Source organism: Segatella copri, assembly GCF_009495355.1.
Lineage (GTDB): Bacteria > Bacteroidota > Bacteroidia > Bacteroidales > Bacteroidaceae > Prevotella.
The window spans coordinates 38870-59483 of record NZ_VZAD01000063.1 but is presented as its reverse complement, the minus strand read 5'-3'; the positions used below and the strand labels follow the sequence as shown (position 1 = coordinate 59483).

At 49.1% G+C, this 20614-nt stretch carries 12 protein-coding genes; 4 read left to right on the top strand and 8 right to left on the bottom strand.

Annotated elements, in window-relative coordinates; translation table 11 throughout:
• Positions 1–2 precede the first annotated feature (2 nt).
• From F7D20_RS08290 to F7D20_RS08255, 8 genes are all read right to left on the bottom strand, one after another.
• A complete protein-coding gene (locus F7D20_RS08290; RefSeq protein ID WP_158463633.1) occupies positions 3–1955 on the bottom strand; it encodes a site-specific DNA-methyltransferase in 1953 nt (650 codons plus the stop codon).
• Positions 1956–1974: 19 nt separating this feature from the next.
• Positions 1975–3018 (bottom strand): PDDEXK nuclease domain-containing protein, encoded by a 1044-nt coding sequence (locus F7D20_RS08285; RefSeq protein WP_158463632.1) that lies wholly within the window; start codon positions 3016–3018, stop codon positions 1975–1977.
• Complete coding sequence (locus F7D20_RS08280; RefSeq protein WP_158463631.1) at positions 3011–3703, bottom strand: DUF4391 domain-containing protein; 693 nt, start codon at positions 3701–3703, stop codon at positions 3011–3013. The genes F7D20_RS08285 and F7D20_RS08280 overlap by 8 nt, the downstream gene beginning before the upstream one ends.
• A gap of 2 nt (positions 3704–3705) precedes the next feature.
• Positions 3706–6969: a helicase-related protein gene (locus F7D20_RS08275; protein ID WP_158463630.1), complete on the bottom strand. Its 3264-nt coding sequence runs from the start codon at positions 6967–6969 to the stop codon at positions 3706–3708.
• Positions 6970–8318: 1349 nt separating this feature from the next.
• The gene (locus tag F7D20_RS08270; RefSeq protein WP_158463629.1) at positions 8319–9341 is read right to left on the bottom strand and encodes an iron ABC transporter permease; all 1023 of its coding nucleotides are present in this window, start codon (positions 9339–9341) and stop codon (positions 8319–8321) included.
• Between the two features lie 72 nt (positions 9342–9413).
• Positions 9414–9779 (bottom strand): hypothetical protein, encoded by a 366-nt coding sequence (locus tag F7D20_RS08265; RefSeq protein ID WP_158463628.1) that lies wholly within the window; start codon positions 9777–9779, stop codon positions 9414–9416.
• Between the two features lie 157 nt (positions 9780–9936).
• A complete protein-coding gene (locus F7D20_RS08260) occupies positions 9937–12759 on the bottom strand; it encodes a TonB-dependent receptor (protein ID WP_158463627.1) in 2823 nt (940 codons plus the stop codon).
• A 36-nt stretch (positions 12760–12795) separates the two neighbouring features.
• The gene (locus F7D20_RS08255) at positions 12796–13863 is read right to left on the bottom strand and encodes a metallophosphoesterase (RefSeq protein WP_158463626.1); all 1068 of its coding nucleotides are present in this window, start codon (positions 13861–13863) and stop codon (positions 12796–12798) included.
• 484 nt (positions 13864–14347) lie between these two features.
• Here F7D20_RS08255 and F7D20_RS08250 point away from each other — a divergent pair, with 484 nt between their 5' ends.
• The 4 genes from F7D20_RS08250 to thrC all read left to right on the top strand — a co-directional run bounded on the left by F7D20_RS08250 (position 14348) and on the right by thrC (position 20503).
• On the top strand, positions 14348–15217 hold the full coding sequence (locus F7D20_RS08250) for a tRNA threonylcarbamoyladenosine dehydratase (RefSeq protein WP_158463625.1): 870 nt from the start codon (positions 14348–14350) through the stop codon (positions 15215–15217).
• A 189-nt stretch (positions 15218–15406) separates the two neighbouring features.
• Positions 15407–17842 carry a bifunctional aspartate kinase/homoserine dehydrogenase I gene (gene thrA / locus F7D20_RS08245; protein ID WP_158463624.1) on the top strand — a complete coding sequence of 812 codons (2436 nt, stop codon included), beginning with the start codon at positions 15407–15409 and terminating at the stop codon, positions 17840–17842.
• A 32-nt stretch (positions 17843–17874) separates the two neighbouring features.
• On the top strand, positions 17875–19194 hold the full coding sequence (locus F7D20_RS08240; RefSeq protein ID WP_158463623.1) for a cofactor-independent phosphoglycerate mutase: 1320 nt from the start codon (positions 17875–17877) through the stop codon (positions 19192–19194).
• 7 nt (positions 19195–19201) lie between these two features.
• Complete coding sequence (gene thrC, locus F7D20_RS08235; RefSeq protein ID WP_158463622.1) at positions 19202–20503, top strand: threonine synthase; 1302 nt, start codon at positions 19202–19204, stop codon at positions 20501–20503.
• Positions 20504–20614 lie beyond the last annotated feature (111 nt).

Here is a 20614-nt window from a genome sequence, read left to right as displayed (position 1 = left end):
GCTTAAATCACTCTAATATTCTTCACTACTTCCTGGTCGCTCCAATCCAGCTTCTGCTTGAAGGTCTCGTAGATATTAATCTTGTCGGCATCCTGGGCAAAGCAACTGTCACGGAAAATGACACGCAAAGGCATCTTTTCTGCCATGGCTTTTACTACGTCTTCTGATACGTTCTCGGCGAAACAGGCCACCAGGTCTCCGTCGTTCACGGTATAGATGGTCTTGCCATCCACCACCTCCTGGGTCATAGGCAGAGAGAGCTGAACGCCCCAGTCGAGCATGCATCCAAAGAGCAGGTCGAGGTCGTTTCGGTCGGCCTTGATATTATTCAGGAACAGATCGAGCTGGTCTTGCTTGAATTCCTTTGGTGTACGATTTACATCTTCGTAATTGCCTTCGTCGAGACGAAAGACACGGAAACCGGTATCGAGGTCGGCAGTGGTCAAAGGAGATTCCTCCTTGATTTTCTTGCCGGCTCTTCTTATTCTTTCTTTGGCGATGTCTGGGATGGTATTATAGCCAGCCTTTCTTGCCTCGCTATCTTCCGGTGTTTCTTCAGGAAGCTGAACCATGATGAATTTACGGTTGCCTCCATCTTCGGCATTGAGCTGCATCACAGCATGAGCGGTGGTGGCGGAGCCGGAGAAGAAGTCGAGGATGATGGAATCTTTGTCTTTTCTTACAACTGTATTTAACAATATGTTTATTATTTTTGTTGGCTTAGGAAAATCAAAGAACCTATTTCCGAAAAGATTTCTTATCTCTGCCGTACCTTGTGCAGTATTACAAATATCTGATGTTATCAAGTTACGATAAGGTGTGGATCTTTCTATTACATTTCCTTCATTGTCTACCTTGCTATAACGTTTATTATATACATTCCAAACTCCATTATTTTGCTTAAATACAATAAAACCATTCTTTAATCCCCAATCGACTTTTGTCTTGCTCCAAAGATAATTCCAACCCTCTGCTGATTTTTCAGAATAACCTCCAGGATAACGTAAGCTACCATCAGGCATGGTAATTGGATAATTCAAAGCCTCAGAATAGTGACTACCAACTCTTCGCCTATCCATCTTATCTAAGGAGTATTTTCCACGTATATTCTCATATTCATCAGAAAGCGTATAAGAGTTCTCATCACTCAATTTTCCGTTGAATTTAAAAACGTTTCTATTTTTTGTATAAACTAATATATTTTCAGTAACAGTTACAATATCAGTTCCAGTATTTGAACCAGCTGTAGATTGCCATACTATGTTTGTCACAAAATTATTTTCTCCTAAAACTTCATCGCAAATCTTTCTCAGATTCTCAACCTCATTATCATCAATCGAGATAAAAATCACACCATCCTCTGTCAACAGCGTTCTCGCCACCATCAATCTCGAATAAATCATAGAGCACCAATCCGAATGAAAACGTCCATTCGAATCCATGTTCTTGATATATTTATTGCCCAACTCATCTACTGCTCCCGAAGCCTCAGCATACTCATCAGCAGACATCGCAAAATCATCATGATAAACAAAATCATTACCCGTATTGTAAGGCGGATCAATATAAATCATCTTTACCTTACCCAGATAAGACTTCTGGAGAAGTTTAAGCACTTCGAGGTTATCACCCTCAATATAAAGGTTTTGTGTGTTGTCCCAATCCACACTATCCTCCTTTACAGGACGCAGCGTCTTCTTAATAGGCTTCAAAACTTCGGCACGAGCTGCCTGCTTGCCAACCCAGTTGAACTCGTATGCCTCAGGAGCATCTTCCACTGCGTTGTCACCAAGAAGCTGGCGAAGTACGTCAAAATTAACTACACGTTTTACCCCCCCCCCCGAATCAGGGTCGGCTACCTCCGTAAAGCACGAAGGCGCAATCTGATAAAGCGCATCCAGATTCAGCTGCACTCCATCTGCCGACTGCAATTTCATTCTATTTGGTCTATCCATATTATCTATATTTTATAAATTATTCTTCATTATTTCCATGTTGTGACAAAAAGAAACGCTTTTGCTTTTCTATTTCGCATTGCAACTCCTCTTCTGTAGGCATAAAAGCCATATATTTAGCAGCAAATAGCTGCTCACTTTCATGCAATACAGAATACTTTGCTATAGTTTTATCGGTTTCAGCACAAAGCAAAATACCTATTGTAGGATTATCGTCTTCCCCCTTAACAAGGTCATCGTACATACGAACATACATATCCAATTGTCCTACATCCTGATGAGTCAGCGTGTGTGTCTTGAGTTCAAACAAAACAAAACGTTTAATACGGAAGTTATAGAAGACAAGGTCGATATAATAGTCACCAGTTTCGGTCTTTATATGCTTCTGACGGTCAACAAAAGCGAAGCCTCTTCCAAGCTCTAAAATAAACTGTTGTAGGTTGTCTATTAAAGCCTGTTCTAACTGTGATTCATCGAACTTCGTATCTTTCCTGAATCCCATAAATTCAGCAATCATTGGATTTTTTATGTATTCCAAAGGATCACTATCATTATAAGGAGCAACAGCTTCGGTCATTTTCATATCTGGATTTGCGCGTTGTGCAGCCAGACGACGCTCGAAGTATTGAGACGAAATATTACGATCGAGAGTTGTCGTACTCCACATCTCTTCAGAGGCATTTTTTAGATACCACATTCGTGCTTCCGGATTTACCACAGACAACAGTCGCCTAATATGTGTCCAATTCAAATTGTGTACGAACTCGTACACTTTTGAATAATCAGGAAATAAAATGTAGAATTTGCGATAATGCTGAAGGTTGCGTTTACTATAGTTGTTTCCAAATATAGGTATCAACTTTGCTGCAAGTTCTGTAATCAAATGTGTACCATATTTAGCACGTTCATCACCATGCTGTTCCTCTTCTACTATTCGCCTGCCAATACCCCAATAAGTGGCTATAGCTGCTTGTCCCGCAGCAGCATAGGCTTGATGTCTCCCCTGCTCTATTATTTTGCGAATATCGTTTAGGACTTCACTATCATTCTTTAAATCAGCCATAATATTCTCCTTTTTTAAAAACATCCATTTCTTTTTCCCACTCAGCAACCTTCTTCTTCAACGCCCGAGCCTCGTTGTTCAGTTCCAGCTGCCGGTTAAACTGCTTTTCGGTTCTAACCCGCTTCTGCAAGGCTGCAATCTCTTTCCAGCCCTTCTGTATCAAGGAATCCAGCTCCACCATGCGCTTAGTTTCCTCGCTACGGCTCGTGCCATAGCCGGAAATCACGCCTGCCATATTTTCATAGATGGCATCCATCGTAAGTCCCTGGATAGGCAAAGATAAATCTGCCTCACGGAGCCATTCCGAAGCGAAAGACTTCACTATCCTGAAGGTTCCTGCCGTGGCATCCAGCCATTCCTTATAGTTGAGCAACAGCTTATACTGCCCCTCATATTCCAGGATAAACACCACGTGGCGAGGCATGTTCCTATCGATGAAGAGGAAGACATCATCCGGACAATCCTGCGACTTCAGTTGCGCAGAAAAGACCACAATCTCGTGAACCTCCTTGCCATCTGCCACATTGAGGGTGGAAGGAGCCAACTTATAAAGCCACTTGATAGCCACCACATCATCTACGAAGTGCTGCTTCATCTTCGCATTCACTTCCAGATGCCTGTAGAAAGCGTTCTTGGGAACAGGCTTGCTTACAAACGTGGTTGGAGGATAATGTAAATCTATCATATCTATCTGATAATTAAGAATGTTATTAACTCGAAGTCGTCCAGCCCCTTGGCATCTCCCAGCAAGGCACTCGTCTCGCCCATGGAGAACAGGCTGTCGATATCCGACTCTTCCTTGACAGAAATAATGCTGTCAACCGCCTTCGCCAACATATCACTATAATGGCTCATCTGTCGGCCGTCAGCCGTTTCCCGGTTGATGATGGCGCACAACTCCTTATCCGGCTGGCTCTTGCCTCGGCAAACGTGGCGCATCACATCGAGCAGTTTCTTAGGCTGCAGATGGTCGCAGATGACGGAGCCGTCTTCGCCCAGATACACCATATAGAACGGATGCAGCAAGTTCTTACGGTCTATATTGATATTCCTGTTTCTATTCTTCAGGATGAAGATAACGCCCGGCTTAGCATGCTTCGAACTTGCCACCACCGCATTCATGCCGAACGGCGAGTGTTCTACATTCGGATTTTCCTTGACGTATGCCAGCAGGTCGAGGCGGAATTCATTCAGTCCCAAATCCATGATGTTGATACCTGTATCCATATCCTCTATGTCTATCACTTCTTCCTGAAGCTTCTTGAGCTGGTTCTTACGGTATTCCAGGTCACCCTTCTCGTTCTGCGACAATAGGTTGTCGTCGCCCGTACTGGTGAGGACGGTGGCCTTCATACGGCTCTCTACACGACCTTTCAGTTCGATATACTGGTCCAGCTCCATATCTGGCCAGTAGTTAACCAACTGGATGACATCGTTTCTGCTGCCGATACGGTCCACACGGCCGAAGCGCTGGATGATGCGGACAGGATTCCAATGGATATCATAGTTGATGAGGAAATCACAATCCTGCAGGTTCTGACCCTCGGAAATGCAGTCGGTGGCAATCAGCACATCAATCTCCTCGGTGGCATTCGGGAAGAGAGCAGCCCGGTCTTTCGATACGGGCGAGAAATAGGTCAGCACATTATTGAAACTCATCGGGAACTTCGGTATGGTGCATTTGCCATCCGTAGAACCCGTGATAAGCGCCACATTCAACCCACAATCCGCCTTGATGCGTGCCGCCAGCTGGTCGTAAAGATAGTTGGCGGTATCAGCAAAGGCTGTAAAGATAATCACCTTCTTGTTGCCCGGATTGATGGGATGCTCAAACTTGTGCTTCAAATCTTCGATGAGCATCTGCAGCTTGGAGTCGTGCTCGGGAGAAATATCCTGGAGCATCATCTGAAGCAGGGCAAGATTCTCCTGGTCGCTGCGAAGATCACGTGACCAGCGAATCACATCAATATCCCGGAGGTTGATTTTGGAATTTCTGCCCACAAATGGGTCGTTATCGCTATCTGCGCTATCTAAATCATCCGTAAACTCGGTAACATCCACAGAACCGCTGCGCCCGTTGCTATCAATGATATTCAGCGTTTCGTCTATATATTCCTGGATGCGCTGCAAGGTAAGACGGAAGGAGTTGACGCTGCTCTCCAGACGTTTGAGCAGGTTGGTGGCCATCAGCTTGCGGAGACCCTTCTCTCGTCCGTCGATAGAAATACCCGAGCCTTCCATATTGATTTCATAATCCTCCTTCACGCTATCAAAGATATAGAGTGACGGCGTATAGATGCTCAGATTCAGCCTGTTCAGCTGTTCAGCAATCTCGCTGAAAGAGATGCTATCGCTCAAATCCGTCAACTTTGGACGGCGGGATATAGGAGCCAATCTGGTAGGGAACTTACCGATATCCTTCGTATCGTAGTATTTCACGATGTGGCTTCGGCTTCGGGCGATGGTAACCGCATCCAGCAATTCAAAGAAATCGAAGTTCAGTTCTTCAAGCAGGCGTTGCGTGGTGCGCTCTTTGGGCTGCAACTTGGTCCATCGGTTGTATGCCAACTGTGCAGAGCGGAACACATCATCTATGCTGCGGTCGATGTCAAGAACCTCGTTGATTTGCTCAGCATGACCTTCGTATGCCAGCTGCAACTGGTTCTTCAGGTCGTTGAAACGGTTGTTGACTGGAGTGGCACTCAGCATCAGGACTTTTGTCTTGATTCCTGCTCTAATCACCTTGTTCATCAGTCGCTGATAGCGGTTTTCCTTCTTCTTCTTACCATCATCCAATATATCCAGGTTGTCAGCCTCATCATCCTCGTCATCCACATTACCGCCATTGCGGAAATTGTGGCTTTCGTCTATGACTATCAGGTCGTAGTTACCCCAGTTGATTCTTTCAAGATCAATTCCGTTTGACATACCTCTATCTCGGCTTAAATCGCTGTGGAACAGGATATCATAGCGAAGGCGGTCGGCGGCAAGAGGATTGTTTTTGTAATTAGTCTTGAAGGTACTCCAGTTGTCATAGAGCTTCTTAGGGCATAATACGAGAACCGACTTATTGCGGTTTTCGTAATACTTGATGACGCTCAGCGCCGTGAAGGTTTTACCCAGACCCACCGAATCGGCAAGGATGCAACCATTGTATTTTTCGAGTTTATTGATGATAGCCAGGGCTGCATCCTTTTGGAAATTATAAAGTTTTTTCCAAATTACACTCTCCCGAAAGCCGGTCTTCTCGTTAGGAAGAACATCCTCGTTGATATCATCGAGAAACTCGCTGAAAATATTATATAGCGTAATGAAGTAGATAAACTCGGGTGAATTTTCCTGATAAACGGTTTCTATGTATTCCAGCACCTTGGCAGTAACATCTTCAAACTTATCGCCATTCTTCCACTGTTCATTGAATACGTTCAGATATTGCTCAGCAATGGGTGATGGCATGACATTGATCATGGAATAAACGCTATTACCCCGCTCGCATCCCAATTCTGTGGTAGTGAACTCATTGAAAGGTGTATATGTATGTGGGGGTTCGCCATTGATATAGAGGAAACCGCTCATCGGTTCCTGAGAAGCGATAGACTTGAATTTTACCTTACGTCTGATCCAGTCTGCGCATTCCTTGGCGATGGCTTTCTGTTCCAGTTTGTTACGGAGTTTGATTTCGAAGTCGGAGCCATAAAGGTTGCGTTCACGGTTGAGTTTCGGGATAAAGAACTCACGTTTCTCCTTTTTCACCTTGTCTTTGATAAATGTAGGTGAGGTGAAAATAAAACGCAATTCTTCCACATTCTCCAGTTCTTCCTTTAATACCTCAAAAGCATAAATAGAGAAGGAGGCTGCTGCAATTGACACACGAGAGCCTTTAGACAACTTGTCTCTCAAATCGTCTATCAATCGTTCAGAAATATTATTTATTACCTTAGGCAGTTCCATTTTCTTTTATTATGACTTCCCGTTTAAAGATATTCTAAATGCAAAAATACACAAAAAAAACGATATGAAGCCATAAAGACAATAAAAAGTATTTTATTGGGGCATTATTTTTATGATATGAAATGACTAAATCATGCGGAAGACATCAAATGTTGAAAATGACAAAAATGACTTTGACAGAAATGACCACAATACAAAATCAGACTCATTCCTGTCAAGTCGCCCTTGGTGAGGTGGAAGGTGCGGCCCTGGGCAAACTCCCTAAATCTGCCAATTTGCGTTTGCGCAAGCAGAAAATTTGACAAAAAAATGGGAAAATATGCAAAATTCATGAAGAAAAACACAAAATCGATGTAAAAGAAAACGAAAAAAGTGGAGAAATGAGGGGATTTGCCACCCCAAAACAGGGGATGCGGGACCCAAAACAGGGGATGCGGGGCTAAAAACAGGGGATTTGGGCACTCCCCAAAAGGGCGCATCCCCTGTGGATGCACTTCGCTAAACCCAACCAAATCCACAACTAAAAAAGTGGATGGAAACAGAATTTACTACCCTTTTTGAACAGTTATTACTACCAAAACTGCTGCCGTGCCGATTCATTTCAACATTTATATATAAACAACGCGAGAAAAATGGTATAAAGTATTGATAATAAGGGGGACGCAAGAAAAATGGATTAGAAAAAGTGCTTCTAATCCCCAAAGTTGTTTTTTGCCCGGCATTTTGGCATGATGGAAAAAAATGCTCAGAGAGTTAAGAGATACTAAACTTTCGTAACAAAATTAACGTTGTTATCTCATATAGGAGATAACAACGGTTACAAAAAAAATTCCGAACTTTGCAATCGAAATCTAAACAACAAACATATGGCCAAAGATGCAGAAATAGAACAAGTGCTTTCACTGTCCAACGAGAAATGGCAGAGAAAGAAGCTGAGATTACCTCACTCTCAGAAGAGAGAAGTTGAGAAACCTCAGAAGAGAAGAAGCAGAGAGCCCACTCTGTTTAAGGATTACAGACGATTCTGCCAGAGCGAATCTGACGTTCATGGGAGCGAAACAGAGATTCGTGGGAGCGAATGCAAAATACATGGGAGCGAATGCGGCAATCGTCACATTCGCTCCCACGATCCCCTGTTTGGCTCAGAGAAATCTCTACCGCTAAAGGGGAATTTTAGAGGAGTATGAGTCAACACTCAGCGTTGAAAATACCATGCGCAATGAAACATTAATTGAACTTTACTCAAGTTCCGCAAGTAGTTTATGTACGGGCTAAGAGCTTCTGCCCCCTTCAGGGCGTGCTGCCTCTATGAGTTTTTTCCTTTTACAAAACAAGAAGATAATGTTAAACTACCTCCTTTTCAGCAGCACGTAGATGATGACGGGAGCACCAAGAAGTGGGGTGACTGCTCCGAGGGGAATCATGCCATTCTGGGTGGGAAGGGCGCAAAGCCAGTTGCACAGCAGGGCGATGACCGAACCCAAGAGCATCGTGGAGGGCAAGAGAACACGATGATTCTCGGTCGTGACGAAGAGACGCGCGATATGGGGCGTGGCCAAACCGATGAAGGCGATGGGTCCACAGAAGGCGGTGACCGTGGCGGTGAGAACGCCTGTGACAAGGAGCAGCAGTAGACGGAGCTTGCGGGTGTCGTAACCCAGGTTCTCTGCATACAGCTCGCCCAAGAGAAAGGCATTGAGAGGCTTGACAAGCGCCAAAGCCGCCAGGAGGAAAAGACCGATCACCACGGCTGCCACAGGGATGCTGGAGAGCGAGACGTTGCCAAAACTGCCCATTCCCCAGACGGTGTAAGACTTCACACCCTCGCTCGTGGCAAAGAAGTTGAGCAGCGTGATGGCGCTGTTGGCCAGATAACCGATCATCAAACCGATGATGAGCAGCATGGTGCTGCTGCGCACTACAGCCGAAAGTGCCGAGATGAGCGCCGTCACCGCCAAGGCACCCACCAAAGCCGAAAACAGAACCGCCGCATAACCCGCCAGGGAGAGGGAGCCTGCCGACAGACTGCCGCCCATGCCCAGCATGACGACTGCCACCGCAAGGGCTGCTCCGCTGTTGATGCCAAACACATCGGGACCCGCCAAAGGATTGCGGAAGGTGGTTTGCAACAGGAGTCCGCTAACAGCAAGAGCCGCTCCTCCCATCAGCGCCATAATGGCCTGAGGCAGTCGCGACTCTATGATGATGAAGCGCCAGGTGTCGGACGCTTCTCCCGTAACGTTTCCTGTAAGAACTGCCCATACGTCGGCCAGGGGAATGCTGACGCTTCCCATGGCGAGGTTGAGCACGAAGAGCACAACCAGCAACAGGGTTGCTGCCGTAAGGGCGACGATGGTTTGGGGACTTTTCATAAATGCAGCTTTGAGTCTTTTGAAAATGTTACGACTGCAAAGTTACATTTTTTCCTGCAACCGGCAAAAAATTTATTGAAGTTTCGAATGGCTTTTTATCCATCTCCACACCAAGGCGACGCCTGGAAGGATGCAGGCCACGAGGTCGGCAAGTCCTGCTGCTGCCATCATGCTCACATCGGCATGAAGCGTGGTGTAGGACTCGGTAGGAATCAGAACGCCCTGAAGCACAACGGCGTAGACCAGGAAGACAAGCAGCTCGCGGGTTGTTGCCTTGCTGTGATAATTGAAACTGCTGTGGATGGTGTGAAAAATGCTTTTCACAGCCTCAGCTACGTATTTCTGAAAGCCAAACTCGGGCATTCTCCATCCCGTACTGCCCCACTCTGCGTTTGCGTTGCCAAGATTCATGTTGGCTTGATTCATTGTCAGTTCCATAAGCCTAATCATTTAATTCATGTTTCCTTTTTCTGATGCAAAAGTACAAGAGCCATATTACACCATGATGTAGAACGTGTTACAATCGTGTGACATTTTTATCGGAAGGTTCGCAAAACAGCACGCACTGTAAGGTAGGGCGTGCTGATTGTGTCCCTTACAGGTTGACCTTAATACCTGCGTTGATCTTCACTCCGTAGTACTCCACTTGCATGGTGCGGTTCTTCTCACCCTGATAGTAGCGCAAAGGCTGGTTGAGCAGGTTGTTGGCGTTGGCGTAGACTGTAAACTTATGCTTCTTTCCCCAGGTGTAGCTGGCGTTGAGGTCGAGATAGTTCACGTTGTCGTAGTAGCGGTCGAGAGCACGGCTGGTGCTCATCTGGTCGATGAACGAAGAAGCGAAGTTGTAAGACAGACGGAGGCTCAGTCCACACTTCTCAAAGAAGAGCGAGGCATTGGCAGTATGCTCAGGCGAGCCTGCCACCTTCACGTCGTCGCCGTCCTCGATGCCGAGGCGCTCGTTGAAGTTGCGCGTGGTGCTGTGAGTGTAGGTGTAGTTGCCGTAGAAGCCGAGGCATTTCAGGGCTGGTGTGATGAAACCGAAGTCGCGCTGATAAGCCACTTCCACACCATACACACGGGCGTCGTAGGCGTTGATGTTCTGAGTCACCGCAAACTGCTTGTCGGCATTGTCGCCCGAGAGTCCGAGGTCGCTGCCCAAGTATTTGTTGGAAGCCCACTCCACGTTCACGTTCTTGATGTCCTTATAGAAGAGTCCCAGGCTCACCAGTCCCACACTCTTGAAGTAGTGGTCGGCAGAGAGGTCGATGTTGAGCGCTCTTGCTGGCTTGGTGTTAGGATCGCCGATGGTAGCCTCCTCGTCGGCAATATTGAAGGTCTTGTTGGCGATAAGTGCCGAATACTTAGGACGCGAGATGGTCTTGGTGATGGAGGCTCTGAGGCTTCCGTCGTCCGAGTATTTGTACTTCAGCAAGAGGCTTGGCAGGAGGTCTATATAGTGACTCTTGATGTCGCCTGTAGGCTTCATGGTTGGGTCGCCGTCCTCGGGAATGTCCACATTGTAGCCGCTGGTCTTCAGGTCGGTACGCTCAACGCGCAGACCCAGGGTGGCTGAGAGTTTCTTGCCTATCTTCTGGTCGAAGCGCAGGTAACCGGCTGTTATCTGCTCGCGGATTTTATAGTTGCCGGCTTCCTCCTCGTAGTTCTCTGTTCCCTCATACTGGCTGAAGTCGATTTTACCCAACGTGCTGATCGAGATGAATGGCGAGTTGGCAGGATACTGGCTGCCCGGCATGAAGCCGTCGCGAATCTGCAGCGAGGTGTTGCTGCGCCAGTCGTCGCCCAGCACCTCCTCGGGGTCGTAGTCGAAGAATGAGGTGGTGCGCTTCTTGTTCTTGCTGGTGTACTTGGCACCAAACTTCAGGGTGTTGCCGTAGAGCCCCTTGCAGAGCGGCAGGGTGAAGTTGAGTCGTCCCTTCCACTCGTTCTCCACGATGTCCTGGTTGGAGTTGTTGAGCTCGTCGAGCACCCAGTGGCTGTCGTCGAGTGATGGGAGCGATTTGGCGTAGTAAGGCTGCTTGTCGCCCACGTCCTGGAAGCCGTCGCCGAAGTCGATGAACTCGGTTTCACTCTTACCATATTTATATTTATAGGAAGCATAGCGCTCGTTGGGTCGCTCCTCGGTGGCTCGCGAGTAGCTGGCAGCCCAGTCCATCTTCAGGTTGCCCAGCTGGTGCTCTCCGTCGAGGGTGTAGTCCATGGTCTGCTGCAACTCCAGTCGGGCGTTCTTCTGGTCGGACGAGCCCGCCTTGGTCTGTAACACGACGCTCTGCTTGGAAGCCTTGCTGTTCAGCTTCTTGTAGCTGATGCGGTAACGGTTCTCCCAGTCGCTGCGACGATTGTAAATGCCCTTGAACGAAATCTTGTGCAGGGGGTTGAACTTATAGTCTAAAGCCAGGGAGTAGCTCTGACGCTCACGGGTGACGTAGTACTGGCGCACCTGAGCCTCCTTCAGCTCTATCTCCTTGTCGTCGTTCTCCTCGTATTCGAACTCGGTATTGTCGGAACCTCCGGGAGCATACTGATAAGAGGCAGAGGCCATGATGCCCAGTCGGTTCTGGAAGAATCGGTTGCCCCATGTTGCTGCCAGGTCCCATTGTGGTTTGCCGCTGATCCATGTGTAGCCTGAACCGACGTTGAAGTTGAGCACCTGGTGGCTGGGGGTGTTTTTGGTCACGAGGTTGATTTCGCCACCGATGGCGTCGCCGTCCATGTCGGAGGTCACCACCTTGTTCACCTCGATGGTCTGAATCATGTCGGCAGGAATCAGGTCGAGCTGCACGTTGCGGGTGTCGCCCTCTGCCGAAGGCATTCTGTTGCCGTTGACGGTCACCGAGGTAAGGTCGGCAGAAGTGCCTCTCACCTGTCCGAACCTGGCCTCACCCTGGTCGTACTGCACGTTGATGCCGTTGATGCGTTTCAGGGCGTCGCCGATGTTAGAGTCGGGGAACTTGCCCACCTGGTCGGCGCTCACCACATTGGTCACACCCATGTTCTCCTTCTGCATCTGCAGGGCCTTGCGCTGACCGTAGAAGGCTCCGTTCACCACCACTTCCTTGAGCTCGTTGCCCTCGCTCAGGATGATGTTTCGCTCCACGTTCCTGCCCACCAGCTTGATGACGTAGGTCTTGGGCGAATAGCCCACGTAGGACACCTTCACCTTGTAGGTTCCGGGCTTCATGTTGGGCAGGGTGTAGAAACCGTTCACATCGCTTGTTACTCCTGTATGCAAATCTTCCACCATGATGGTTGCTCCTGGCAAAGCCTGACGCTCTGCGTCGACAACACGTCCGCTGATGACTCCGCCCATCAGGACATTGTTTTCGGGTTCTGTCACGGCGACTGCTGCGCCTGTGGCTGTCAGCATCAGGGCCGAGAATAATACTTTCTTGAGATTCATAAAATTTTCCTGTATAATGATTTTTTCGATTTGAATTTACTTCTTCACCTTTTCTATGGTGTGGATGATTTTTCCGTCCTTGTCGATCATCGACATTCGGAGCTGCTTCTTGTCGGCTGAAATGACCGAGAAACCGTCGGCTGAACTGCAGAACACAGTACCATCGGTAGGCTTCACAGGACGGGCCAGAGATGAAGAGGAGTTGACCACGTAGTCGATGTTGTCGCCCTTCTTCTGGATGTGCTGGAAGTTGTGGATGTGTCCGCAGGCGTAGATGGCCACATTATTATATTTATGGAGTACGGGCAACAGGCGGTTCTGCATGTCGAGACGCTCGCTCTCCTTCTTCGTGGTGTAGGCATAGATGGGATGATGGCCCACTACGATCACCCAGTCTTCCTTGGCATTCTTCAGGGTCTCGTCGAGCCAGGCGAGCTGAGCCTCCACGTCCTGCTTGCAGGCATCGGGATATTTGACAGAGGCCTTGCGGTAAGAGTCGATGAGAGGAGTGGTGTCGAGGAACACCACGCGAAGGGTGGTTCCCTTGTGGTCGAACACCTTGGTGTAATATTTCTCTCTCATCATCCAGCGGCGGCTCACCTTGCCGTAGTCCATGAAAGCCTGTGTGTTGCCACGATACTCATGGTTGCCGCAAACGGCGAACCAGTCGAGCATCAGTTCGGGATGAGAGTAAACCCATTCGTAATTGGTAAGCCACAATGGGTCCTGGGTGGAAGCCACTCCGTTGAAATGATGAATGTCGCCGGCTGCAATCACGCACTCAGGACCTACCACGTCGGCCATCTCGCCCATCAGTTCGGCAATAGGTTTCTGGTCGTAATAGCCGTTGCGGCCCATGTCGTTGGTCATGTAGAGTGTGATTTCGCCCTTCAGCTTCTGCCATTCTGCAGCATTCTCCTTCCAGTTAGGATTCTGCTGAATGGCGGTCGCCGCACTCTGCGAGCAGGTGGTTACTTCCGTGTTTTGAGCCTTTGCTGTCAAGCCGCCGCCCAACAATAATGCTGAAGTCAAAACCACAGCTGCCATTCTCTCTTTCATCACAGCAATTCTGTTGCCATGCTTTCCCGAAATTTTCTTTTCCATTTTCTTTTTTTTAAATATGACTATAAAATATTCTTTGTTAAATTCCGGGTGCAAAAGTACGGCTATCATGTGTCAATAAGGTTACAGCGATTTTAATTAGGCCATAAAGAATGCTACAATGTCGTTACAGGAGTTCTACAGGGGAAAACATGCGCCCCTTCTCTATATATCTACTGACGATCGAAACGCCGATGGGTTCAGATGTCACAAAAATCAGTTGCTGTAAGCACTCTCGCCATGCTCGTAGATGTCGAGAAGCACACGCTCCGATGCTGCTCGTGTCGTACATCACACCACGGTCCCAGAGCGTGCTGCTTATAGGAGTAGTGTCTTAACTCCCCCTACCTCCTTTAACTCTTCACAAAAGACAACATCTTTAATTTCTTTAACTTCCCCATTTGCAAAAATTGAGTGATTATTTTGTACCTTTGCAAATTAAAAAATAACGCATTAAACACAACACATTACATATTTTCAAGAAAAGATGGGAGACAAAATAACAAGAATGGAGCAAGGAATGCAACGACGCACAGAACTGCTCTTGGGAAAAGACAATCTTGAGAAACTGCAGGCAGCACGCGTGCTCATCTTCGGAATAGGAGGTGTGGGATCATGGTGCGCCGAGGGACTCGTGCGAAGCGGAGTGCGCCACATCACCATCGTGGACAGCGACCGCGTCTGCGTGACCAACTGCAACCGACAGCTCATGGCCACAAGCCGCACCATCGGACAGGTGAAGGTCGACGCACTACGCGAACGCCTTCTCGAAATCAACCCCAACGCCAACATCACAGCCTATCAGAAAATCTACGAGGCCAAGACAGCCGACGAGTTCCACATGGAGGAATACGACTACATCATCGACGCCATCGACTCGCTCAAGGACAAGGCCGACCTCATTCTACGTGCCACAGCCCTGCCCCGACACATCACCTTCGTCTCCTCCATGGGTGCAGCCCTGCGCTGCGACCCCTTCATGATCAGGAAGGCTGAGTTCTGGAAGATAGAGGGCGACCCCTTGGCACGGGCCTTGCGCAAGAAATTCAAGAAGGACAAGACCTTCCCCCGCCGCAAGTTCCAATGCGTATACAGCGAGGAGAAGCCGATGCAGAACCTGGGCGTGAACAAAGCCTGCGGCACCGGAGGCTGCCTCTGCCCCAAGGCCAAATTGCTCAGCGGCGAGAGAGGCACAGAGACTGCCGTCTACGACGCTCCCGGTGACCAGCAGTTGGTGGAGCACGAATGGTGTTCGACGAAGGCGCAAATCAACGGCTCGCTCTGCCACATCACCGCTTCCTTCGGTATGGCAATAGCAGGAATCGTCATCGGAAAAATCATAAACACCCCAAACTGATTCGCTTCCATCAAAACTCAACATACGACCCCATAAAAAACTGCACGCAAACAAGGATTCAGAAACAAATTGTAACTTTTTTGAGCAAATCCTTGGCAGTTTGATAGAAATTGTTTACTTTTGCAACCAAGTTTTGTCTCGGCCCCGGTCGTTTCGGGGGTGGCATTACATTACCAAAATAAACAAGCAATGAAAGTATTAAAATTCGGCGGAACATCGGTTGGTTCCGTAAAAAGCATCCTCAGCTTAAAACGCATCGTAGAGAATGAGGCCAAGAAACAGAGTGTTGTAGTAGTCGTGAGCGCCCTCGGAGGAATCACAGACAAGTTGTTGCAAACCTCACAGCTTGCCCTCAAAGGCGACGAACAATGGAAAGAAGAGTTCGACGCCATGGTAGACCGTCACCACAAGATGATCGACACAATCATCACAGACACCAAAGACAGAGAAAACTTATTCATTTCGGTTGACTCGCTCTTCGAACAGTTGAAGAGCATCTACTTCGGCGTCTACCTCATCCACGACCTCAGCGAGAAGACACAGGATGCCATCGTGAGCTACGGAGAAAGGCTCAGCTCGAAAATTGTGGCCACACTCATACGTGGCGCCAAGTGGTTCGACTCGCGCAAGTTTATCAAAACGGAGCGCATCGGTGGAAAGCACACCCTCGACAGCGAACTGACCACCCAACTGGTGAAAGAAACCTTCGACGAGCTGCCCCGCATTTCGCTCGTGCCTGGCTTCATCAGCCGCGACAAGCACACAGAGCGCACCACCAACCTGGGACGAGGCGGAAGCGACTACACAGCTGCCATCATCGCCGCAGCACTCGATGCTGAGGTGCTCGAGATATGGACCGACGTCGACGGATTCATGACTGCCGACCCACGTGTCATCAAATCAGCTTATACCATCAACGAACTGAGTTACATCGAGGCCATGGAGCTTTGCAACTTTGGAGCAAAGGTCATCTACCCTCCTACCATCTACCCAGTTTGTGTAAAAAATATACCTATCAAGGTGAAGAACACCTTCAATCCTGATGCCCCAGGCACCATAATCAAGAACAAAATTGACGGCGACCAGAAACCCATCAAGGGTATTTCGTCTATCAACGGAACGGCTTTGATCACCGTTACAGGTCTGTCGATGGTGGGTGTCATCGGTGTCAACCGACGCATCTTCACCGCCCTGGCCAACGAGGGTATCTCCGTGTTCATGGTGTCGCAGGCTTCGTCAGAGAACTCTACCTCTATCGGTGTGCGCGAGCAGGACGTAAACGAGGCTGTACGCGTGCTCAACGAGGAATTCAAGAACGAGATTGCCGACGGAGCCATGTTCCCCATGCACGCAGAATGCGGACTTGCCACCATCGCCATCGTGGGCGAGAACATGAAGCATGCTGCAGGTATTGCCGGTAAACTCTTCGGAACGCTCGGACGAAGCGGAATCTCGGTCATCGCCTGTGCACAGGGCGCATCGGAGACCAACATCTCGTTTGTCGTCAAGAGCGACTTCCTGCGCAAATCACTCAACGTGCTGCACGACAACTTCTTCCTCTCTGAATACAAGGTGCTCAACCTCTTCATCTGTGGAGTGGGAACCGTGGGCGGAAAGCTGATAGAACAGATCAAGAACCAGTATGCCGACCTGATGGAGCGCAGCAAACTGAAGCTCAACGTGGTGGGCATCGCTTCATCCAAGAACGCCATCTTCAACCGCGACGGACTCGACCTGGAGAACTACCGCGAGGAACTGAAGAACTCAGACCCCAGCACACCCGAGGTGCTGCGAGACACAATACTCGCCATGAACATCTTCAACAGCGTCTTCGTTGACTGTACTGCCAGCAAGGACGTGGCTGCCCTCTACCAGAGTCTGCTCGAACACAACGTGAGCATCATCGCAGCCAACAAGATTGCAGCCTCAAGCGAATACGAAAACTACGAGCGACTGAAGAAAACCGCCATACAGCGTGGCGTGGTGTTCCGATTCGAAACCAACGTGGGTGCTGGTCTGCCTATCATCGGAACCATCAACGACCTGCGCAACTCGGGCGACAAAATCCTTAAGATTGAGGCTGTTCTCTCTGGTACGCTCAACTTCATCTTCAACGCCATCTCAGGCGTAGTACCATTCTCGGAGACCGTACGCATGGCCAAAGAGAAAGGCTACAGCGAGCCCGATCCACGCATCGACCTCAGCGGAATGGACGTAATACGAAAACTCGTCATCCTCTCTCGAGAGGCTGGATACAGAGTGGAACAGGAAGATGTGGAGAAGCACCTCTTCGTGCCCGACTCTTACTTCAAGGGCAGCATAGACAACTTCTGGAAGAAACTGCCAGAGCTGGATGCTGACTTCGAGGCCAAGCGCAAAACTCTCGACCTGGAGCACAAACGATGGCGATTCGTTGCCACCCTCGATGGTGGAAAGACAAGCGTTGGCCTGCAGGCTGTAGGCCCAGAGCACCCATTCTACAACCTGGAGGGAAGCAACAACATCGTACTGCTCACCACCGAGCGCTACAAGGAATATCCGATGATGATTCAGGGCTATGGCGCTGGTGCCAGCGTAACAGCGGCAGGTGTGTTTGCCAACATCATGAGTATCGCTAATATTTAATATTGTCTTATCAGATAGAAAGGATAACAATTATGAAGCATATTATCATACTTGGCGACGGCATGGCCGACCACGCTGTAGAACGACTGGGAGGCAAGACTCTCCTGCAATACGCCAACAAACCTTATATGGACATGCTGGCAAAGAAAGGAAAGACTGGACGACTGGTAACCGTACCCGACGGATTTCATCCTGGATCTGAGGTTGCCAACAGTTCTATCATGGGATACGACCAGAACGAGGTTTACGAGGGACGCGGACCGCTCGAAGCTGCAAGCATCGGCTACGAGATGAGTCCTAACGACTTCGCTCTGCGCTGCAACATCATCAACGTGAACAATGGAATCATCGTGACACACAACGGCGGTAACCTGGAGACAGAAGACGCCGACGTGCTCATCAAGTACCTCAACGAGAAGCTTGCCAGCCAGTATCCCGGCATCGTGAAATTCATCACCGGAATCCAGTATCGACACCTTCTGATCATCAAGGGCGGAAACAAATATGTAGATTGCGCTCCTCCTCACGATCATCCTAACGAAGAGTGGAAACCGCTGCTGGTGAAACCGATGGAAGGTGTTGACGAGGCTCTTCTTGCCGGCAACAGCGACAAGACTCCTGCCGAGGATGTGGCTGAGAACGGCGGTATCCTGAGCGACGAATATCGCATGAGTGCCCAGCAGACAGCCGACCTTCTGAACAAGCTGATTCTGAAGAGTCAGGAGATTCTGGAGAACCATCCGTTCAATGTAGCGCGCAAGGAGCGTGGCGAGCGCATGGCAAACATCATCTGGCCTTGGGGCGGAGGTTATCGTCCGCACATGCTCACCCTCTCGCAGATGTATCCGCAAATCAAGAAGGGTTCTGTGATTTCTGCAGTAGACCTGATACGAGGCATCGGCCATTACGCCGGTCTGCGCAACATCATCGTTGAGGGCGCTACCGGTCTTGCCAACACCAACTACGAGGGAAAGGCAGCAGCAGCTATCCAGGCGCTGAAAGACGGCGACGACTTCGTTTATGTGCACGTAGAGGCGAGCGACGAGGCTGGCCACGACGGCGACCTGGAACTGAAGCTCAAAACCATCGAAAACCTCGACCAGCGACTCATCAAACCAATCTTCGACGAGGTAAGCACTTGGGACGAGCCAGTATGCATCGCTATCCTGCCCGACCATCCTACTCCGGTAGAGATTCGCACCCACGTGAAAGAGCCCGTACCGTTCATCATCTACTATCCCGGCATCGAGCCCGACAGCGTAGAAAAGTACGACGAGGTAAGTTGCGTGAGAGGCTGCTACGGACTGCTGCAACTGCAGGAATTTATGAACACATTTATGGCAATCAATTAAAATCAAAATGAAATATTATTCAACAAATAAGAAAGCACCCATCGCCGATCTTCACAAGGCGGTAGTAAAAGGACTGGCAGAAGACCGTGGTCTCTACATGCCCGAAGTCATCAAGAAGTTGCCACAGGACTTCTTCGACAACATTGAGAAACTCTCCTTCCAGGAGATTGCCTACAAGGTGGCTGACGCCTTCTTCGGCGAGGACGTCGATGCTGAGTCTTTGAAGAAGATCGTCTACGACACACTGGCTTTCGACTGCCCTGTGGTAGAAGTAGAGCCAAACATCTACTCTTTGGAGCTTTTCCATGGCCCTACCCTCGCCTTCAAGGATGTAGGCGCGCGCTTCATGGCCCGTCTGCTGCAGTACTTCGTGCGTCAGGAAGGCAAGGAGGAAGTCAACGTGCTCGTTGCTACTTCGGGCGATACAGGTTCGGCTGTAGCCAACGGATTTCTCGGTGTTGACGGCATTCACGTCTATGTGCTCTATCCTAAGGGGAAGGTAAGCAAGATTCAGGAAAGCCAGTTCACCACCCTCGGACAGAACATCACAGCCCTCGAGGTGGATGGCGTGTTCGACGACTGCCAGGCGCTTGTCAAGTCGGCTTTCATGGACGAGGAACTCAACAAGCACATGAAGCTCACCTCGGCCAACTCTATCAATGTGGCACGATTCCTGCCTCAGGCTTTCTACTACTTCAACGCCTATGCACGCATGAAGGAGAAGGGACTGGCAGACAAGTTGGTGATCTGCGTGCCCAGCGGAAACTTCGGTAACATCACAGCCGGACTCTTCGGTCATGAGATGGGACTGCCCATCCATCGCTTCATAGCTGCCAACAACGCCAACGATATTTTCTACAACTATCTGCAGACTGGCGAGTACAATCCTCAGCCCAGCAAGGCCACAATAGCCAATGCCATGGACGTGGGCGACCCATCCAACTTCGCCCGCATCTACGACCTCTACAAGGGCAACCACGAGGCCATCACAACCTACATCAGCGGTGCCACATACAAGGACGAGCAGATAGCCGAGACCATGAAGCAATGTTACAACGACACCAAGTATGTGCTTGATCCTCATGGAGCTTGCGGTTATCGTGCCTTGAAGGAACAGTTGAAGCCAGGCGAGGTTGGTGTGTTCCTCGAGACTGCCCATCCTGCCAAGTTCAAGGAGAAGGTGGACAGCATCCTCGGCACCGACATCGAGATTCCAGCACGCCTTGCCGAGTTCATGAAGGGCAAGAAGCAGAGCATCGAAATGACAAAGGACTTCGCTTCATTCAAGAACTATCTGATGAACGAATAAGAAGATTCTACAGTCACAAACACATAAAAAAACTTCACCCATCCTTCTTCTCTGTTTAGAGTTGGAGGATGGGTGAAATTTTTTTATACTGAAATTTAGCAAGTTCAGAAG

Bases quoted from the DNA above. Each gene is read 5' to 3' on its own strand.
- F7D20_RS08250 (WP_158463625.1), top strand. From the start codon at position 14,348: ATGGGAGACAAAATAACAAGAATGGAGCAAGGAATGCAACGACGCACA.
- F7D20_RS08260 (WP_158463627.1), bottom strand. From the start codon at position 12,759: ATGAATCTCAAGAAAGTATTATTCTCGGCCCTGATGCTGACAGCCACA.
- F7D20_RS08290 (WP_158463633.1), bottom strand. From the start codon at position 1,955: ATGGATAGACCAAATAGAATGAAATTGCAGTCGGCAGATGGAGTGCAG.
- F7D20_RS08240 (WP_158463623.1), top strand. From the start codon at position 17,875: ATGAAGCATATTATCATACTTGGCGACGGCATGGCCGACCACGCTGTA.
- F7D20_RS08280 (WP_158463631.1), bottom strand. From the start codon at position 3,703: ATGATAGATTTACATTATCCTCCAACCACGTTTGTAAGCAAGCCTGTT.
- F7D20_RS08265 (WP_158463628.1), bottom strand. From the start codon at position 9,779: ATGGAACTGACAATGAATCAAGCCAACATGAATCTTGGCAACGCAAAC.
- F7D20_RS08275 (WP_158463630.1), bottom strand. From the start codon at position 6,969: ATGGAACTGCCTAAGGTAATAAATAATATTTCTGAACGATTGATAGAC.
- F7D20_RS08270 (WP_158463629.1), bottom strand. From the start codon at position 9,341: ATGAAAAGTCCCCAAACCATCGTCGCCCTTACGGCAGCAACCCTGTTG.
- thrC (WP_158463622.1), top strand. From the start codon at position 19,202: ATGAAATATTATTCAACAAATAAGAAAGCACCCATCGCCGATCTTCAC.
- F7D20_RS08285 (WP_158463632.1), bottom strand. From the start codon at position 3,018: ATGGCTGATTTAAAGAATGATAGTGAAGTCCTAAACGATATTCGCAAA.
- F7D20_RS08255 (WP_158463626.1), bottom strand. From the start codon at position 13,863: ATGGAAAAGAAAATTTCGGGAAAGCATGGCAACAGAATTGCTGTGATG.
- thrA (WP_158463624.1), top strand. From the start codon at position 15,407: ATGAAAGTATTAAAATTCGGCGGAACATCGGTTGGTTCCGTAAAAAGC.